Source organism: Micromonospora sp. NPDC048170, from assembly GCF_040652795.1.
Lineage (GTDB): Bacteria > Actinomycetota > Actinomycetes > Mycobacteriales > Micromonosporaceae > Micromonospora.
This window is the reverse complement of record NZ_JBEZMR010000023.1, coordinates 56222-73155: the sequence shown is the minus strand read 5'-3', so window position 1 is coordinate 73155 and position 16934 is coordinate 56222. Positions and strand designations below refer to the sequence as shown.

Here is a 16934-nt window from a genome sequence, read left to right as displayed (position 1 = left end):
CGATGTCGCCAAGGCCCTGGCCCCGGACCTGTGACACAACGAAGACATTCCGCGGACGGTGCCCGGACGTGGCGTGGCGACCATGGCTGACGTGTTCCCTGAATGGCCGTACTCCTGGATCGACCGCCCCCTGGCGCCGGCCCCGTCGCGCCGGGCGGACCCGGTGCGCCCCGGCCCCCTGGTCAAGGCGGCGCTCGGTTCCCTGCTCGCCCTTGCGCTGAGCTGCGCGGTGTTCCTCTGGACGCCGGCCGGTCAGTGGCTCGACGGGCTGCTCCTGCCCCGCGCGGAGCGGGGCGGCGGATACGAGCAGCAGAGCGACCTCGTGGGCCCGGCCAAGACCGTGCTGGCCCTCTTCGGCAGCCCGGTGCTCCTGGCCGTCCTGCTCGGCTCGGTGCTGCTGGCGGGTCTGGCTCGGCGGCGGCTGGTGGTGGCCGTGACGGGCGTCGGGATGGTCCTCTGCGCGGTGGCGGCGGCTGGCGTGGCGAAGCTGGTGCTTCTTCGCCCGGATTTCCAGATCGAGAGTTCGACCACCCACAACAGCTTCCCGAGCGGTCACGTGACGGCGGCGACCGCCCTGCTGCTGGCCTTCGTGCTGGTCCTGCCCGGGTGGGCTCGCCGGTGGCTCGCCGTCCCGGGCGCGCTGGGCGTCTCGGTGGTCGCCTCGGCCACGATGATCGCGGGCTGGCACCGGTTCAGCGATACCCTCGGCGGCGTCCTGCTGGCCGTGTCGCTGTTCTGCCTGGCCGCCGCGGCGCTGGCTCACCTGGGCGGCGAAGCCCACCCCGCGATCGACGTCGACCCGGGTACGGCCCCCGGGCCCGAGCCGTACGGCGCCGTCCGAGTCGACCGGTCCGAGGTGTGCCACGCCGGCAGACGGGTCGCCGGCCGTGCCGTCCCGCCGGCTGCCGGCGATCGGCGCGGCCGGTCGGGCAGGTGGACCGCACCGCACCGTCTGGTCGAGGCAGCCGTCGTGCTGCTCGTGCTGGTCTGGGCGCTGCTGGTGGCCGTACCTGGGCTGAGCGATTCGGTGGAGCGCGGGCCGCTCGTCGCCATCGTGACGGCGACCGCGCTGACGGTGCTGGCCGTGGGATCGGCGGTGTTCCTGGTGCGTTCGGCCGATTTCGTCGTCCCGGTGACCCGCCCGAACCATCCCGACGGGCCCCGGCAGGGGACGGTCAGGACGGCAGGAGACCCGAGGGTCGATGCCGGGCCTCCCACATGGTGAGAAAGTGAATTCGGTTCATGCTGCGATACTTGGCGACATGCCCCGCGTCCTGCTGATCGAAGACCACCAGACGGTGCGCGACGGGCTTCAGTTGGCGTTGACCCGGCAGGGCCACACGGTGGACGCGGTGGCGACCGGCGAGCAGGGGCTGGTACGCGTGCACGAGGGCGCCTCCGATGTCGTGGTCCTCGATCTCATGCTGCCGGGGATCGACGGGTTCGAGGTCTGCCGGCGGATCCGGGCCCTCGGCGACCTGCCGATCATCATGCTCACCGCCCGGAACGACGACATGGACGTGGTGGCGGGCCTGGAGGCGGGCGCCGACGACTACGTGGTGAAGCCGGTGCAGCCCCGGGTGCTGGAGGCGCGCATCCGCGCGGTGCTCCGGCGCACCGGCGGTGAGACGCGGCGGGCCGGCGGTGCGCCGGCGGGCGTGGAGCAGCACGGCGCCCTGACCATCGACCGGGCCGCGCTGGTGGTCGGCAAGGGCGGCATGCCGGTCGGCCTCGCTCCGACCGAGCTGCGCCTGCTGCTCGAGCTCTCCCGTACGCCGGGCCGGGTGCTGAGCCGCCAGCAACTGCTCGAGGCCGTGTGGGAGCACGGCTACCTCGGCGACTCGCGGCTCGTGGACGCCTGCGTGCAGCGACTGCGGGCGAAGATCGAGGACGACTCGTCGGCGCCGGTCTTCGTGCAGACGGTACGCGGGTTCGGTTACCGGTTCGGGCCGCTGTGAAGCGGTGGCGCTGGGCGGTCGGTCGCGCCTCGGGCCTCCGGGTCCGGTTGTTGCTGGCCTTCACGCTGCTCGGTCTGACCACCACGGCGGTAGTCGCCAGCGGCAGCTACTTCCAGGCGCGGAGAGTCATCCTCCAACAGGCGCAGGACGCGGCGGTGGTGTCGCTGACCGACCAGCTCAGCAAGGTCTACCCGCTCCGCCGGCTGCCGCCCACCCAGGACGAACTCGACTCGATGGCCGCGATCCTGTCCGACCGGGACTCGTCTGTGGTGCTGCACTACCACGGGATGCGGACGCGGGGCAGCCAACTGCCCGAGCCGTTCACCCCCGAGCTGCGGGAGGTGGTCCGGGGCGGCAAGGTCGCCTGGCAACGCGTCTCGCTCAAGGGCCAACCCGTCCTTCTCATCGGGACCCAGCTGATGATCGACGAGCCGGACGGCACGTCCAGGCCGTCCGGGCTGGAGGTCTACGCCGTACACAGCCTGATCCCCGAGAAGCAGAGCATCGACCAGCTCGCCACGCTGGCGTGGATGACCGGCGGACTGTCGCTGGGCCTCGCGGTCCTGCTGGCCCTGCTCGCGGCTGCTGGGGTGCTGCGGCCCGTACGCGAACTGGGCCGGGCCGCCCACCGGCTCGGTCAGGGCGATCTGAGGACCCGGCTGGTCGTCCGGGGCACCGACGAGCTGGCCGACGTGGCGAGGACCTTCAACAACACCGCCCAGACGCTGGAGCGGCAGGTCGGTGAGCTGCGCAGGATGGAGTCCGACGCCCGGCGCTTCGTGGCCGACGTGTCGCACGAGCTTCGTACGCCGCTGGCCGCAATGACGGCTGTCACCGACGTCCTGGACGAGGAGGCGGACGGGTTGCCCGGCGACGCCGGCCGGGCCGCCCGACTCGTCAGCCAGGAGACGCAGAACCTCGTCCGGCTGGTCGACGACCTCATCGAGGTGAGCAGGTTCGACTCGGGCACGGCGCGACTCGCCCTCGACGACGTCGACGTGGCCGCGGCCGTGACCGCGACGCTGCGGGTGCGGGGCTGGGCCGACCAGGTGCGGGCGGAGCTGCCCCCGGACGTCATGGCCCGCCTGGATCCGCGCCGGCTGGACGTCATCGTCGCCAACCTGGTCGGCAACGCCTTCCGGCACGGCGCCGTGCCGGTGTCGCTGCGACTGCACGCCGAACCGGACTGGTTCACCATCGAGGTCACCGACCAGGGACCAGGCCTGGAACCGGAGGTGTTGCCGCACGTGTTCGAGCGGTTCTACAAGGCGGACACCGCGCGGACCCGGTCTGAGGGCAGCGGCCTCGGGCTGGCCGTCGCGTGGGAGAACGCCCGCCTGCACCGGTACGCCGGGCAGCCGGGAAGTCTCGTCGCCGGCAACGCGCCGGCCGGCGGCGCCGTGTTCAGGCTCCGCCTGCCGCGCGTGGCGGATCCGGCGGGCGACGGAGGCGTACGGTGACCGGCCGGAACGCGGCACGGGCGCTGCTCGCGGGCGTTCTGGTGCTGGTCGCACCGCTCGCCGCGGGCTGCGGGATCCAGCCCAGCGAGGTGATCACCGGGAGTCCCGCCCGGGGCGGACCGTCCGAGGGCGTCGGCCTCTACCTGATCCGGAACGGAACGCTCACGCTGGTGGTGCGGCCGGCCGAGGAGGGCGTCCCGCCCGCCGAAGCGCTCCGGTTGTTGGCGGCTGGCCCGGACGCGCACGAACAGGACGAGGGTTTCACGAGCGAGGTGCCGGCCGACGCCCTCCCGGCGTCCGGGGTCGCGGCGAGCGCCGACCGTTCCCGCCTCTCGGTGACCTTGTCGGGCCCGGTGACCACGTTGTCGGCGACCGCCGTCGACCAGATCGTCTGCACGCTGGACGGCGCCGCAGTGGCGGCCGGCAGCGGGCAGAGGTTTGCCGCGGTCACCCTCTCTGGTCCCGACGGTGACCTGAAGCCCCGGTTCTGTCCCCGCTACTGACCGGGATTCGGGGGTCAGTGAACAGGATCACGAAATGACGCCGGCCGACCGGGCGGCGGGCCGGGGCGCCGACGCGGGGCCGGAAGGTCCACGCCTGGTCGACCCGGCCGGCGACGTCCCGCCGTGGTCGGTCAGCGCGCCGGAGACCAGGATGTCGAGCAGGGCCGGAAACTCGATGCCGGCCTTCTGCCAGATCCGGGGGTACTGCGACGCGCTGGTGAACCCGGGAAAGGTGTTGACCTCGTTGACGACGGGCTCGGTCGACCCGCTCGCGGGCAGGAAGAAGTCGACCCGGAGCAGCCCACGGCAGCCGAGGGCGTGGAAGGCGCGTACCGCCCGGTCCTGGAGCAGTTCGGTGGTGGCGGAATCGAGCGGGGCGGGGATCTCGAAGACCGCCCCACCGTCGTACTTGGCGTCGTAGTCGAAGAACTCGGCGTCGGGCACTCGGATCTCCAGGGGAGGGCCGGCTTCCACCCGGCCGTCGGGATGCTGCAACACGGCCACGTCGATCTCGCGTCCACGGGCCGCCTGCTCGATGAGGATCTTGGGATCGGCTGCCCGGGCCGTGGCCAGCGCGTCGGGAAGTCGCGCCCAGTCGTCCACCCTGGTGACGCCCAGGCTGGACCCGGCCCGGGCGGGCTTCACGAAGACCGGCAGGCCCAGCCACCGCCGGTCGGCCGGGGAGAGGTCGTCGCCGGGACGCAGGGTCACGCCGGGGCTGACCCGCAGGCCCTCGGCGACGAGCAGCTTCTTGGTGGCGGCCTTGTCCATGCCGGCCGCACCGGCGAAGACCCCGTTGCCGACGTACGGGACGCCGAGCCAGTCAAGCAGCGACGCGACGGTGCCGTCCTCGCCGTACGGGCCGTGCAGGGCGGGAAACACCACGTCCTGGGCGCCCAGCACGCGCAGGGCCGTGGTGAACGGTGCGGAACGGCCGTCGACCTGCCACCCGCCGTCCCGGTCGATGAGCACGTCGGTGACCTGGTACCGGTCGCGGTCCAGGGCGGCGAGGATGCTCGCCGCCGAGTGGCAGGACACGTCGTGCTCGCCACTGCGCCCGCCGTAGAGGATCGCCAGTCGTGTTCTCATGAGGTCGTCGCCCTTCCGTGCAGGTACTCGCGGGCCACCCGGGCCCCGATGCCGGTCAAGATCTCGTTCGGGTTGGTGCCCGCCCACCGCGCCCACTCGGCGACCGTGGGCTGATCGCGGTCGCCCCGCTCGGGGCCGAAGACCACCACCGGGTCGCCGATCGACACGGGAAGATCGCCGACGTCGACCACGCACTGGTCCATGGCGATGCGGCCGACGATCGGACAGCGCCGGCCGGCGAGCCACAGCGCGGCGCGGCCCTCGGCGGCCCGAGGCAGGCCGTCGGCGTAGCCGAGCGGCACCAGGGCCAGAGTGGTGTCCCCCACGGTCACGTGCTCGGGTCCGTAGGAGACACCGGTGCCGGCCGGCACCCGCTTCACGTTGACCACGCGCGTGCGGAGCGTCATCGCGGCGCGCAGCCCGAACTCGCCGGCTCCGGTCCCGCCGAAGGGGTCCACGCCGTACAGGGCCAGCCCGATCCGGCAGAGGTCGAAGCGGGTCTTCGGGGCGGACAGCGCGGCCGCCGAGTTCGCGAGGTGCGCCAGGTCGGGGTCCAGGCCGACGCCGCGCGCGATCCGGAGCGCCTCCTCGAACCTCGCCACCTGCCGCTCCAGGACCGGACGTCCCGGTACGTCGGCGTTGGTCAGGTGGGACCACACCCCGCGTACCCGGACGCCGCCGGCCAACTCGTACTTCCGAGCCCAGGCGACCAGCTCGGGCCAGTCGTCCTCGCCGGCGCCGTTGCGGGACAGACCGGTGTCCGCCTTGAGCTGCACGGTCGCGGGTGCGCCGAGCCGCCGGGCCGCGTCGGCGACCGCGTGCAGGTGGGTCGGCGTCGACACGCCGATGTCGACGTCGGCGCCGATCAACGCGGCGAAGTCGTCGTCGGGGCGGTGCAACCAGCTGAGCGTGGGCGCGGTGACGCCCGCCGCACGCAGGGCCAGGGCCTCCGCCGCCGAGGTCACCCCCAGCCAGCCGGCACCGGCGCCCAGCGCCGCCCGGGCCACCATCGCCGCGCCGTGACCGAACGCGTCCGCCTTCACCACGGCCATCAGCGGGGTACGCGTGACGTACGCAATCGTCCGCACGTTGCCGGCGACCGCCGCGAGGTCGACCACGGCCTCTGCCAACGCGCTCACCGCGCCGGCTCCGAGCGGCGACGCCCGGGAGGCCGAACAGCCAGCGTGCGCCCGACCCTGTCATTCCATAGTGGATGGCCGTGCCTGCGCCGGCCCTCGCCGCCCGACGCGGCCGGCCGTGGCCGGACAGCGGGCCGTACGACTGGACGAGCGTCACCCCCTGGCCCGGGGGTCGTGCGACGGATGCGGGGTCTCGGATCACACGGCTGACGCTGTCACCCGCATATCCGCAGGTGATCCGCAATATGTCACGAGCCGGTAATGGACGTCGCCGAGACGTCAACTCGTGCACCGTCACGCCCTGCGACAAGTTCCCGTTTCTGCGGCGTCGCCAACGTGACGCCGGGCGGCCTGGCACCCGCCACCCGCCGCTCCGGCAGCAGCATCCGCGAAACGAATGAGCGGGCACATAGCTGCCCATGACAGCAGCAGCCGCAGTCGAGGCCACCGGAAGCAGCCCTGATACATCGAGCCAGGACTCTTCTCACCCCACGTTAAAAAAGACCTTCATCTATTGGATTCATGAATTCCACGATGGAACCCGGACATATATCGACGGTACGATCCAGCAAAACCGTTCGGACCATTCAATCGGCGGGTCGTACGCCCGCCGGAATGGCCGGAACAAAGGGAGGCTGGGAGATGAGACTCCACCGCCACACGATCTTCGCCCGCGGGCGTCGAGCCGGAACGGCCGCCATGGCCACGCTCGCCGCCACGGTCATGCTCCTCACCGTGGCTGCCGGACCGGCCACTGCGACACCCGCCACCGAACCGCGGTCCGGGACGACCGGCGAGATCCTCGGCACCGGCAACGCCACCGCCGTGCCCGGCAGCTACGTGGTCACCCTCAAGGACAGTGGCGGTACGGTCGGCGATCGGCAGGCTGGCGTGTCCCGCCTCGCCGACCGGTACGGCTTCCGCCCGGACCAGGTCTGGCACGACGCGCTGAACGGCTTCTCCGTGCGGACCTCCGAGCTGGTGGCCCGCCGGCTGGCCGCCGACCCGGCGGTAGCGGTCGTGGAGCAGGACCGTTTGACCAGCTTGGCCACCACCCAGACGAACGCGCCGTGGAACCTCGACCGGATCGACGCTTCGCTGGGACTCAGTGGTACCTACAACTTCACCAGTGTCGGGACCGGCGTCCGGGCGTACATCGTGGACAGCGGGATCCAGATCAGCCATGTCGACTTCGGCGGCCAGGCGGTGTACGGCTACGACGCCGTCGACGGCGTGCTCCCGGCCAACGACTGCAGCGGGCACGGCACCCACGTCGCCGGCACCGTCGGCGGGACGACCTACGGGGCGGCCAAGAACGTCGTGCTGGTCGCGGTCAAGGTGTTCGACTGCACCCTGCCGAGCACCCTGTCGATGTTGATCAACGGAATCAACTGGATGATCGCCAACCACCTCGCCGGGCAACCGGCCGTGGCGAACATCGGCGTGCTGACCAGCCCCACCGTCGCGCTCAACACGGCAGTGACGAACGCGGTCGCCGACGGCATCACGGTGACGGTCCCGGCCGGCAACTCGAACGTGAGCGCCTGCACCGTCTCACCCGCGTCGGTGCCGACCGCGCTGACCGTAGGCGCGACGTTGACGAACGACAACCGGGCAAGCTGGTCAAACTTCGGTCCCTGCCTGGACATCTTCGCTCCCGGCGAGCGCATCACGTCGGCCTGGTGGAACTCGATCACCGCGACCCAGACGATCAGCGGCACCTCACACGCCGCGCCGCTCGTCGCCGGCGTCGCCGCTCGGGTGCTCAGCAACAATCCGACCTGGACACCGGCCCAGGTGGCCAGCTACCTGTTCAGCGTCGCCAGCCCGGTCGTGATCAACCCGGGGGCCGGGTCGCCCAACCGTCTCCTGTACCTGTCCCCGGCGCTCTGACCACTACGCGCCCACGTGGTGCGGCGATCCCATCGGTACAGCGCCCGCCAGAGAGCCAGATCTCGCCGGGCGCTGATCCTCGGATACGATCCCCGGCCCCACCGAATACGACAGCGACGTTTTCCCAATTCACGGATCTCGACGATCACTGACATTCAGACCTCTTCGCCACGGCACCGGCCCCCGGCGGACCCGATCCACGGACGCCTGATACCCCGACGAACGGCCCGTGACCCGGCCAGTACAAACACCTCCGGAAGCAATGTGAAGACGCTGCTACCATCGGCCCGGCACTCCATACCGTACGTCACACAGTGCAATGACCGCGATACGCGGACGAACTGCAAGGCAGAAACGCTGACGGGATTGGTCGGGTGGGAAGCGTGGACATTCCGGGCTGGCACACGCTCAGGGTCGGCACCGGGGACGAAGTCGTACTCACGGTCGACTTCGGCGCGGATGCCGGACGGACCACCGCCGGTTTCGCCGACCTCGTCCCGCTGCTTCCACAGCGGTACACGGTGCTGGTCTCGAGCCGCACCGCATGGACCGGCGAACCGGGCGGCGCCGCCGGACCGAGCGCCCGACTCGACGCCTGGCTGGCGTCCGCCGACCAGTTCGGTCCCGAGGTGGTGGCCGTCGTCGGGTACTGCGCGGGCTGCCGCCTCGCCGCCGCGTTCACCGAGCGCCTCCCCGGGCCGCGACCTCCCGCGCTGGTCCTCCTCGAGCCGCTGCCGGTGCTGCCCCGAACCCTCTGGTACGAGTACTCCGAGGCCCTCACCCGACTCGCGCCAGGCCTCGGGGAGGATGTCGTCGAGAAGGCGAACGAGCGCGCCTGGGCCCGGGCAGACGCCACCGGCACCGGCGCCACCGACATCGGTGACCTCGCCGGCTGGCTGAGCAGTTCGTACGCGGAACTGGCGACGCGCGGCTGCGCGGAGCTCGACATCGACACGGAGTTCGCCGACCAGTTGGTTCACCGGATGACGGGTTATCTCGACTACCTGACGATCGCGGCGGCGGCACCGGCGACGGACCCGGCTGCGGCGCTGGTGGTCCGTTCCCACGAACCGGTCCCGGCCGAGCTGGACGGGCAGCTCGACGAACTCGGCGCGCGACGGCTGGACCTGCCACGACTCGAGTTGCTCGGCAGCCGGGAAGTCGCCGACCTAGTAGCGGGGGCACTGCCGAGCCGGGCCGGTCAGCCGTGACCGGTGGCGCCCCGTCGCGGTGCCGGGGAGGCGCTGGCCAGCGGTAGGACCGGAAGCGCCGGGTTGGCCTCCACGGCTTTCACCGCAGGCACCTGTCCGGCTGCGCCGCTGCCGGCGACGGTGCTGGTCGGGGACGAGCCGGTCACCCTCACGCCGGACGAGGTGGTCGTCGTCGAGACGCCGCGCGAGGGCTGGGGCAAGGCTGCCTCCGGGCTCGACGTGACCGACCGGATCGCGCTGCGGTACACCACCACCCCCGGAGGAGACGGCGCTGGCGCTCGCGGAGCACCGCGACCTGGTCACCGACGAGTCGGCCGGTCTCACCTGCTGGCTCCGCCGATCCTGACGGTCCGCATTGCCGGCCGCCAGTGCCCCGACCAACGGTGGGGGGCTGCCGCCGGCGGGTCAGAGCAGGCAGCCGGCCGCCTCGGCGGTACGCCGGAACTCCGCCATCTCGTCCTCGTCCAGGCCGAACTGGCCGAGGGCGGTCTTGCCGTTGGCGTGGAAGTCCGACCCGGCGGTCGGCACCAGCCCTAGCTCGGCAGCCACCTCCCTGCGCTCCGCCTCGGTGCCGACGGTGACATGCCGGGTGGACACCTCCAGACCGAGCAGCCCGGCGGCACGGAACTCCGCGAGCGCGGTGCCGACCCCGGCCCACGAGTTGCGGCCGGAGGGGCACTCCCACCATGCGTGGGCAATGGCCGGCACACCGCCGACCTCGCGTACGCGGCGGATCGTCTCGATCGTCGGCAGGTAGCGGTCCGGGTGTTCCTGCTTGAGCCGGTCGTACTTCTCGGTCAGCACGCGTCGCGCCTCGTCCGGGTCCATGCCGGCGGCGACCAGGTGTCCACCGATGAGCGTCTTCGACAGCATCCACTTGCCCGGGTGCTCCGGCGCTGCCAGGATGTCGCCGCCGTCGGGCAGGGCGAAGCCCTCCCGGCGCAGCTCGGCCAGGACGGCCATGTAGATCGCGTTCTTCGTGCGGGTGGGGTGGAATGCGAATTCCTCGAAGTCCGGTTCCCGGATCCCCCGCCCGTACGCAAGCACGTGGTACTTGTTGCCCTTGTGGGTGGTGCTGATCTCCATGCCGGGGAAGAGCAGCTGGGTGCCGTGGTCACGGGCGAGCGTGGCGAGCTTGTCGGACCAGGTCAGTCCAGAGTGGTCCGTGATAGCCAGCCCGGCCAGGTGCCCCGCCCCGGACAGCACCTCCTCCGGCGTCCACCGGCCGTCGGAGTTCGTCGTGTGGACGTGCAGGTCGTAGAGCCTGGGGGACTCGTTCATCGGTCTCCTTCATGGTGCGGCACCGGTTCGGGGTGTGGACGCGCGGGCTGTTCGAGCAGGTCGCCGATCATCCGGATCACCGGCTCCGGGCACTCGCCGGCGAAGAAGTGCGAACCGGGGACGGCGGTGATGGAGAAGGCCGCCGCGGTGTGCCGCCGCCAGGCGTCGACGGCGTCGTACGGCACCGCGGTGTCCTCGGTCCCGGCGTACGCGTGGATCGGAACGGGCAGTGGCGCCTCGTCCCGGTATTCGTAACCCTCCGACAGCCTGATGTCGGCCCGGTACGCGGGCAACACCAGCCGGGCGGCCGTCGGATGTTCGATCAGGGCGGCCGGCAGGCTGCCACGTTGCACCATCAGCCGAAGGAACTCGTCGTCGGTGAGGTGGCTCGTGCCCCCCGGTGGCCGGGGCAGGTGCGGGGCGCGGCGGGCCCCCACGAAGAGGATCCGCGGCAGCGGTCCCCCGTGCGCCAGCAACCACCTGAGCAGTTCAAACGCGACCAGCCCACCCATCGAGTGCCCGTAGAGGGCCATCGGGCGATCCGCGTCGGCGAGGAGTGCCGGCCCGAGTGCCCCCACGAGCGTCTCCATCGACGTCAGTGCGGGTTCCCTGCGGCGGGTCGCCCTGCCGGGCAACTGCACGAGCCGTGCCTCGACCCCTGCCGGCAGTGCCGCCGGCCAGGACCGGAACGAGGTGTGACTGCCCCCCGCGTGCGGGAGGCAATAGAGCAGCGTCCCGGCGTCGGGCCGCCGCACCGGGCGGGAGAACCACGTCACTCCGGTGCCGGTCATCGCCCCACCCACGCCATGCAGTGCGCCTGCGCGGCGTCGAGGTCGTCACGCATCCGGGGGAAGAGCTGCGGATCATTCATGATCTCGAAGTGGTTTTCCGCGCTGAGCCAGACCGGCGTGTGCGTCGGGAGCAGTGCGCCCCACTCGGAGGCGTACGGGTCACCCGAGGCGACGAAGTCGCCGAGCTGCCCGCTGTCTCCCTTCACCTCCACCGCGCTCGTGTAGAGCACGGCGGGCCCCTGGTACGGCGTGTCGGGGCGGTAGCACCGGGTCGCCAGCACGTTCCGCGCCCAGATCTCCAGGGTGCGTTCGAACAGGTCGGCGGAGTAGTCGGCGGGAACGGCACCGGCGTCGCGCAGCGCCGAGACGGCGTCGGTCCGTCCGACCCACGAGTTGGGCAGCTGGTAGAGGTCGAGCAGGAACGCCAAGCGGGTCTTCATCAGCCGGGGCAGGAGGCTCTCCGGGTCGGCTTCCTCGATGTCGGGCACCGATGGGTCGACCAGCCCGAGGTAGGGCACGGGCACACCGGCGGCGGCCAACCGGCGGGCCATCTCGTAGGCGATGACCCCGCCGGCGGAGTAACCCGCGAGCATCACTGGCGCGGTCCCGGACCGGGCGAGGATCGCGTCCACGTAGCGCTCGGCCATCTCCTCGACGGTCTTCGCGGGTTGCACGGAGAGCTGGAAGCCGGAGGCGCGTACCCCGTGGACGGTCCGGGACAGGGTGTGCGGGCGGATCCACCGCAGGAACATCACCTCGCCGGGCGCGGCGTGCACGAAGTACAACGGCCAGGCGTCGTTGTCGACGGCGGCGATCTCGACGAGGTTCGTCTCTGGTCGTTCCTGTCCGCCACTGCGCAGGATGGTGGCCAACTGGGCGACCGTGGGCATCTCGAACATGTCGTTGACACTCAGCCGGAACCCGAACTCGGCCTTGACCCGGGTACAGACGATCAGCGCCTTGACCGAGTCCCCACCAAGATTGAAGAAGTTGTCCTGCGGCATCACCACGTCGACGTCGAGGACCCTCTCCCAGATGGAGGCGAGCCGGGACTCGACGTGGTCCCGGTGTCGTTTCACCAGGGAAACGTGCATGGCCACTCCTACGATCGTCCCTGCGCCGACCGGTGCTCGCCGGCGAGCCCGGCGGTCACCAGCGGCAGGAAGGTGGTGAGCAGGTTCTCCTTCTCGGCGAGCGAGGCGAGGTGGAAGTCCGGCACGACCAGCTCCGTCACTCCGGCTGCGGCATAGTCGGCCACCGCCGCGCGCAGTGTGGCCGCGTCCCCGGCCACCGCCGGCAGGGGCGGGCCGGCAGCCTGGCGGCGGGCCAGCTCGTCCGGGTCGTCGCCGAGGTAGAACAGCACCTGGGCGGAACGGCGGATCTCCATCGGGTCGCGACCGATCTCGGCGCAGTGCCGGTCCAGGATGGCGTTCTTGTGGGCAAGCGTCTCGGGGGTTCCCCAGTCGTTCCACTGGTCGGCGAAGCGCGCCGCGATGCGCAGGGTGACCCGCTCACCCCCGCCTCCCACCAGCAGCGGGAGGCGGTCCTGCACCGGCTTCGGGGACAGCGGCGCTCCCCGGAGCCGGTGGTGGCGGCCGTCGAAGTCGGTGAGGGGCTGGTTCAGCAGCGAGACGATGATCTCGCAGGACTCCGCGAGCCGGGCCAGCCGCTGGGCGGGCGGACCCAGTTCGAAGCCGTACGCCTCATGCTCGTTCTCCTGCCAGCCGGCGCCCAGACCGAGGGTGAACCGACCGCCGCTGATCTGGTCGATGGTGGCGGCCATCTTCGCCACAACGGCCGGGTGCCGGTACGTGTTGCCACTGACCAGCGTCCCGATCCGGATCCGGGGCACGGCGGCGGCCAACGCCGCGACCGTGGACCAGCATTCCAGGATCGGGTCCTGCACGTCGCCGAGAAACGGCATCAGGTGATCGGAGAACCAGACGCCGTCCCACCCCGCCGACTCGGCGAGGGTCGTCAGGTGCAGCACCTCGGCCCACGACGCCTGGTTGCTGGGCCACATGCTGAATCTCATCTACGCCGCCGAGGGAACAAGGCGCTGCACACTCGTGGTGGGCCGCGCATGGTTGGGATAGGTCAGCGACAGGTGACTGCGGTCGAATCCCGCCGCCGCCGTCACGGCCTGGAAGGACTCCCAGCGCAGCGGCCCCTGTCCGGACAGGTTGTGGTAGAACTCGAACGCCAAGCCGTGACTGCCGCCGGCCCGGCCGTTCAGCTCCACCGGGGCCACGGTGTGCCCCTCGATGACGAGCAGCCCGTGCCGCCGGGAGAACTGCGACCACCGCCTGTAGTGCCGGGTCCAGTCCCCCACGATCGCCTGCCGGGACAGCAGCGCACCGTCCGGGCTGACGCAGATCTCCGGGTCCGCGTCCGTCGACGGCCGCACCGCCTCGTCGTCGACACCGCTGATCGACCGGTTGTGGTCGACGAAGGCCCGTACGTGCAGCAGGTCGTCGTCGGCCAGGCCGGTAGCGGCGGCAATGGACGCGGTGATCGCGGCCGGGTCGCCGATGTCGCCGCGAAGCAGCACGGCCGGGGCGGAGCGCAGTCCTTCCCGGGCCACGTCGAGCGCGGCCTCGCTGTAGTCCACACCGATGACGGTCAGCGGGTGCCGGTCGAGGTGCCGTCCCCGCTCGGTGCGGGTGGTGACGGTGTCGAACATCTCCCGCAGCCAACGGCCGTCCCCGCAGCCCACGTCGACGATCGCCCGGGGCTGGTCGGCCAGGGGCTGCTCGTCGAAGATGCGCCGCAGCGCGGTGTTCGCCGCCTGGAAGTACCCGCGGTGGGCAGCGCCGCTGGCGACGACGTTGATCCGCCGGTCGACCCCGCCGTTGACGTCGTCGGGGGTCAGGGCCGCCCCGCCGGCCAGCGCGGCCGGAACGCCGAGGATCGGCCGCGCGTACGACCCGATCAGACCGTAGATCGGCTGGAAGAAGGCGGTGTACCCGGCCAGGGTGGTGGGCGAGCTGCCGTCGCTCAGATCCAGGGCACACAGGATTGCGGTCGCCTCCGCACCGGAAGCCTGTCGGACGTTGGCCATCCGGGGCAGGGCGGCCGTGGCGAGCACCCCCTCGACATGCCGGGCGACGATCTCGGCCCGTTGCGGGTCGAGCGCGCTGCCGGCGACGTCCGCGCGGGCCCGTTGCACGACCGGCACGCACTCGGCGAGCCGGGCGACCACGTCGGCGCCATCCGCCCAGTCGGCACCGTCGAGGGCGCCCTCGACGGCTTCCCACACCATCCGGTACCCGGCCAGCGCGGTCATCGCCGCCGGGCTGTGGTCGGCCAGCCGGACCGTCGCCCGGTGCGGATCGGGATCGGCGTTGTCGACCGTCAGCCACCCGGCCGAGTGGGCCGCACGGAGGCAGGCGGCGACCGCCCCGGGTGCGGCTCCCGCGACGAGTTCCCCCACCGGCAGGGCAGCGCCCGCCGATAGCCGGGCGAGGGTTCCCGTCTGGTCGAGGGCCGCCAGCGCGGCCGTCACCGCCAGCCCGTCCTGGTGCAGGAACGCCCGGCGCAGCGCCTCGCCCCGCATCCGCTGGCCAACGGTGGCCTCCGGGCCGATCGCGGTGGCGCTCATCGGTTCGCCCGGCGCCGGGAGCCGGGTTGCTTCGGGAAACCGTACGTGCTGATCAGGGCCCGGAACCAGGCGTTGTCGGTAAGCGGGTCGGCCGGGGCGGCAACGTCGATACCCCGGCGGGCGAGGTCGGCACGGAAGATGTCGGTGACCTGGTCGACGGTGAGGTCGTCGGTGTGCTCGTCGTACCGGGCGGCGTCCGCCTCGTCAACGAAGCAGGTCGCCTTCCAGACGACAGAGATCCGCACCTCGTCCACCGACCAGTCCAGGATCGTGCGGTCGCCGTCGACGAGGACCCAACGGCCGTCGTCCCAGCGGAGTTCCGAGGTGGGCGTGATGGTGCCCGATTCGAGGTACTGGTCCGGGCGTCCGACGTCACCGATGCCGTGGAACACCCGCTCGTTGTCGCCGACCAGCGCGACCGTGGCCTCCGGCAGGGCGGTCGCCGGCTCGCTCGCGCCGTTCGGCCAGTACAGGTACTCGCCGTTGTCGCCGCCGTAGTACCACATGACGGCGGTGGCGTTGCAGACCCGCCAGTGCTCGAACAGCTCGGACGTGCCCATCAGGCCGACCAGCGCCCGCTTGCCGGAGAACCGGCCGGTGGACGGGTTCGGCGACTCCGACCAGCGGTCGACGCCCCGGAACATCGGAGGATCGACGTGGGGCGGAAGCGCCGGCATCGGTCCCATCAGGTTCGCGAGGATCTTGGTGGGCCGGACGATGGTGGCGTCGAACATCGCCTTGGCACCCTCGACGAGCCGGGGGCTGTGCAGCAGCCCCTCAATGCCCGCAGGAGCCGGCGAACGGGGCACCCAGACCGCCTTGAACCAAGGGATGCGGCTGCTCTGCGGCGGGTCGTTGTACCCGCTGACCGGCGCGGGGTAAGGGGCGTTGGCGACGGCCAACTTCAGCAGCAGTTCCGGGTCGGAGTACGCGTCGGTGACCCGCACCAACGGCGACCTCGGCATCGTCACAGTCACGGACATCTCTTTCCTAGGAAGGGCTTACGGCTCCGGCCGGCACGGTCCGGCTGTCCTGGACTCCGGCGCGCAGCGATGCGGCACACACGCCCCGCACCACGGCTTTCCGCAGGCCGTCGGTGTCGACCTGGCGGACCGCCTCCACCACGCGGCCGTCCGCCGAGATGATGGTGCTCACCTTGCCGGCGGTCCCGCGGGCGGCTACCCGCAGCATCTCGCAGGTGATCAGAGCAGGATCGGCGAGCGCGGCGACCACCAGTGGGTCGTGCAGGTACAGCTCCGCCCGCCGACGACCGCTGGCCGCGAGGCGTTCCTGCAGGACCTCGAGCCAGATGGCGATCTGCTCGTCGACGAACCGGCCGAACCAGCTGGCATCGGCGATCGCCCGGCGGTCGGCCGAGGTTGGCCGGAGGCTTGCGGTCACGTCGATCGGCGCGATGCGCATCGGTACGGGCATCGCCAGAAGCGCGAAGAGCGCCAGCGGGTCGCAACTGACGTTGTACTCGGCGAAGTCGGCGTCGGCCAGCAGCACCCGCCCCCAGCGGATCGGCGCGAGGCAGCCGCCCAGCAGGTGCACTCCGGCGACGTGGTCGAGCAGGTCAGGACGGCCCATCAGGAGCTGGGCCACGTTGGTCAGCGCTCCGACGGCACAGAGGGTGACCGGTTGCCCGGCCGCGCCGAGAACGTCCGCCAGCACCTCCGTGGCGGGCGGGATCTCCGTCACGGGCGGCAGCGGCACGCCCCGACCCTCATGACCGAACGAGTTGGGCATGGTCTCGTGGGGCTGCCCGGAGAGACCGACACGAGCTCCCGCCCCCACGGGAACGTCGGTGCGTCCGAGCATGTCGAGGACCGCCCGCGCGATGCGCGCCCGCAGGACGGTGTCCCCGTTCACCGTCGTCACCGCGCGCAGGTCGAGGCGGGCGTCGGTGGCGGCGACGATCAGCGCCAGCAGGTCGTCGACGTCGGTGCCGAGGTCGGTGTCGAGGACGATGGGGATCGGCGACTCGCCGGCCACGTGGTGGGGCATC

At 71.7% G+C, this 16934-nt stretch carries 15 protein-coding genes; 6 read left to right on the top strand and 9 right to left on the bottom strand.

All coding sequences use genetic code 11. The features are described 5' to 3' along the window. Window positions 1-91: 91 nt before the first annotated feature. From AB0D32_RS24140 to AB0D32_RS24125, 4 genes are read left to right on the top strand one after another with little or no spacing between them, the layout of a single operon-like run. Window positions 92-1225, top strand: a complete 1134-nt coding sequence (locus AB0D32_RS24140) for a phosphatase PAP2 family protein (RefSeq protein WP_357094388.1) — start codon at window positions 92-94, stop codon at window positions 1223-1225. A gap of 37 nt (window positions 1226-1262) precedes the next feature. After that, window positions 1263-1958 (top strand): response regulator transcription factor, encoded by a 696-nt coding sequence (locus AB0D32_RS24135; protein WP_357094383.1) that lies wholly within the window; start codon window positions 1263-1265, stop codon window positions 1956-1958. After that, entirely contained in the window at window positions 1955-3418 is a 1464-nt protein-coding gene (locus tag AB0D32_RS24130) for a HAMP domain-containing sensor histidine kinase (protein ID WP_357094381.1), read from the top strand. The genes AB0D32_RS24135 and AB0D32_RS24130 overlap by 4 nt, the downstream gene beginning before the upstream one ends. After that, on the top strand, window positions 3415-3921 hold the full coding sequence (locus AB0D32_RS24125) for a hypothetical protein (RefSeq protein ID WP_357094378.1): 507 nt from the start codon (window positions 3415-3417) through the stop codon (window positions 3919-3921). The genes AB0D32_RS24130 and AB0D32_RS24125 overlap by 4 nt, the downstream gene beginning before the upstream one ends. A gap of 27 nt (window positions 3922-3948) precedes the next feature. On the opposite strand, the gene AB0D32_RS24120 is transcribed toward AB0D32_RS24125, so the two are convergent. Then, window positions 3949-5010, bottom strand: a complete 1062-nt coding sequence (locus tag AB0D32_RS24120) for a D-alanine--D-alanine ligase family protein (RefSeq protein ID WP_357094374.1) — start codon at window positions 5008-5010, stop codon at window positions 3949-3951. Next, window positions 5007-6149: an alanine racemase gene (gene alr / locus AB0D32_RS24115; protein ID WP_357094371.1), complete on the bottom strand. Its 1143-nt coding sequence runs from the start codon at window positions 6147-6149 to the stop codon at window positions 5007-5009. Before alr ends, AB0D32_RS24120 begins: the two co-directional genes overlap by 4 nt. 642 nt (window positions 6150-6791) lie before the next feature. On the opposite strand from alr, the gene AB0D32_RS24110 reads away from it, so the two are divergent. Beyond that, on the top strand, window positions 6792-8042 hold the full coding sequence (locus AB0D32_RS24110) for a S8 family serine peptidase (protein ID WP_357094501.1): 1251 nt from the start codon (window positions 6792-6794) through the stop codon (window positions 8040-8042). Window positions 8043-8416: 374 nt separating this feature from the next. Beyond that, a complete protein-coding gene (locus AB0D32_RS24105; protein WP_357094367.1) occupies window positions 8417-9253 on the top strand; it encodes a hypothetical protein in 837 nt (278 codons plus the stop codon). A gap of 405 nt (window positions 9254-9658) precedes the next feature. On the opposite strand, the gene AB0D32_RS24100 is transcribed toward AB0D32_RS24105, so the two are convergent. The 7 genes from AB0D32_RS24100 to AB0D32_RS24070 are packed head-to-tail and all read right to left on the bottom strand — an operon-like array spanning window position 9659 to window position 16933. After that, window positions 9659-10534: a hypothetical protein gene (locus AB0D32_RS24100; RefSeq protein WP_357094363.1), complete on the bottom strand. Its 876-nt coding sequence runs from the start codon at window positions 10532-10534 to the stop codon at window positions 9659-9661. Beyond that, window positions 10531-11325 (bottom strand): alpha/beta fold hydrolase, encoded by a 795-nt coding sequence (locus tag AB0D32_RS24095; protein ID WP_357094360.1) that lies wholly within the window; start codon window positions 11323-11325, stop codon window positions 10531-10533. Before AB0D32_RS24095 ends, AB0D32_RS24100 begins: the two co-directional genes overlap by 4 nt. Continuing rightward, window positions 11322-12419, bottom strand: coding sequence for a thioesterase domain-containing protein (locus AB0D32_RS24090; protein WP_357094357.1), 1098 nt, complete (start codon window positions 12417-12419; stop codon window positions 11322-11324). Before AB0D32_RS24090 ends, AB0D32_RS24095 begins: the two co-directional genes overlap by 4 nt. A gap of 8 nt (window positions 12420-12427) precedes the next feature. Next, window positions 12428-13360 (bottom strand): TIGR03560 family F420-dependent LLM class oxidoreductase, encoded by a 933-nt coding sequence (locus AB0D32_RS24085; RefSeq protein ID WP_357094354.1) that lies wholly within the window; start codon window positions 13358-13360, stop codon window positions 12428-12430. After that, window positions 13361-14926, bottom strand: a complete 1566-nt coding sequence (locus AB0D32_RS24080; protein ID WP_357094349.1) for a class I SAM-dependent methyltransferase — start codon at window positions 14924-14926, stop codon at window positions 13361-13363. Further along, window positions 14923-15903: a hypothetical protein gene (locus AB0D32_RS24075; RefSeq protein ID WP_357094343.1), complete on the bottom strand. Its 981-nt coding sequence runs from the start codon at window positions 15901-15903 to the stop codon at window positions 14923-14925. The genes AB0D32_RS24080 and AB0D32_RS24075 overlap by 4 nt, the downstream gene beginning before the upstream one ends. A 13-nt stretch (window positions 15904-15916) precedes the next feature. After that, on the bottom strand, window positions 15917-16933 hold the full coding sequence (locus AB0D32_RS24070) for a nucleoside hydrolase (RefSeq protein ID WP_357094339.1): 1017 nt from the start codon (window positions 16931-16933) through the stop codon (window positions 15917-15919). Window position 16934: the final 1 nt, after the last annotated feature.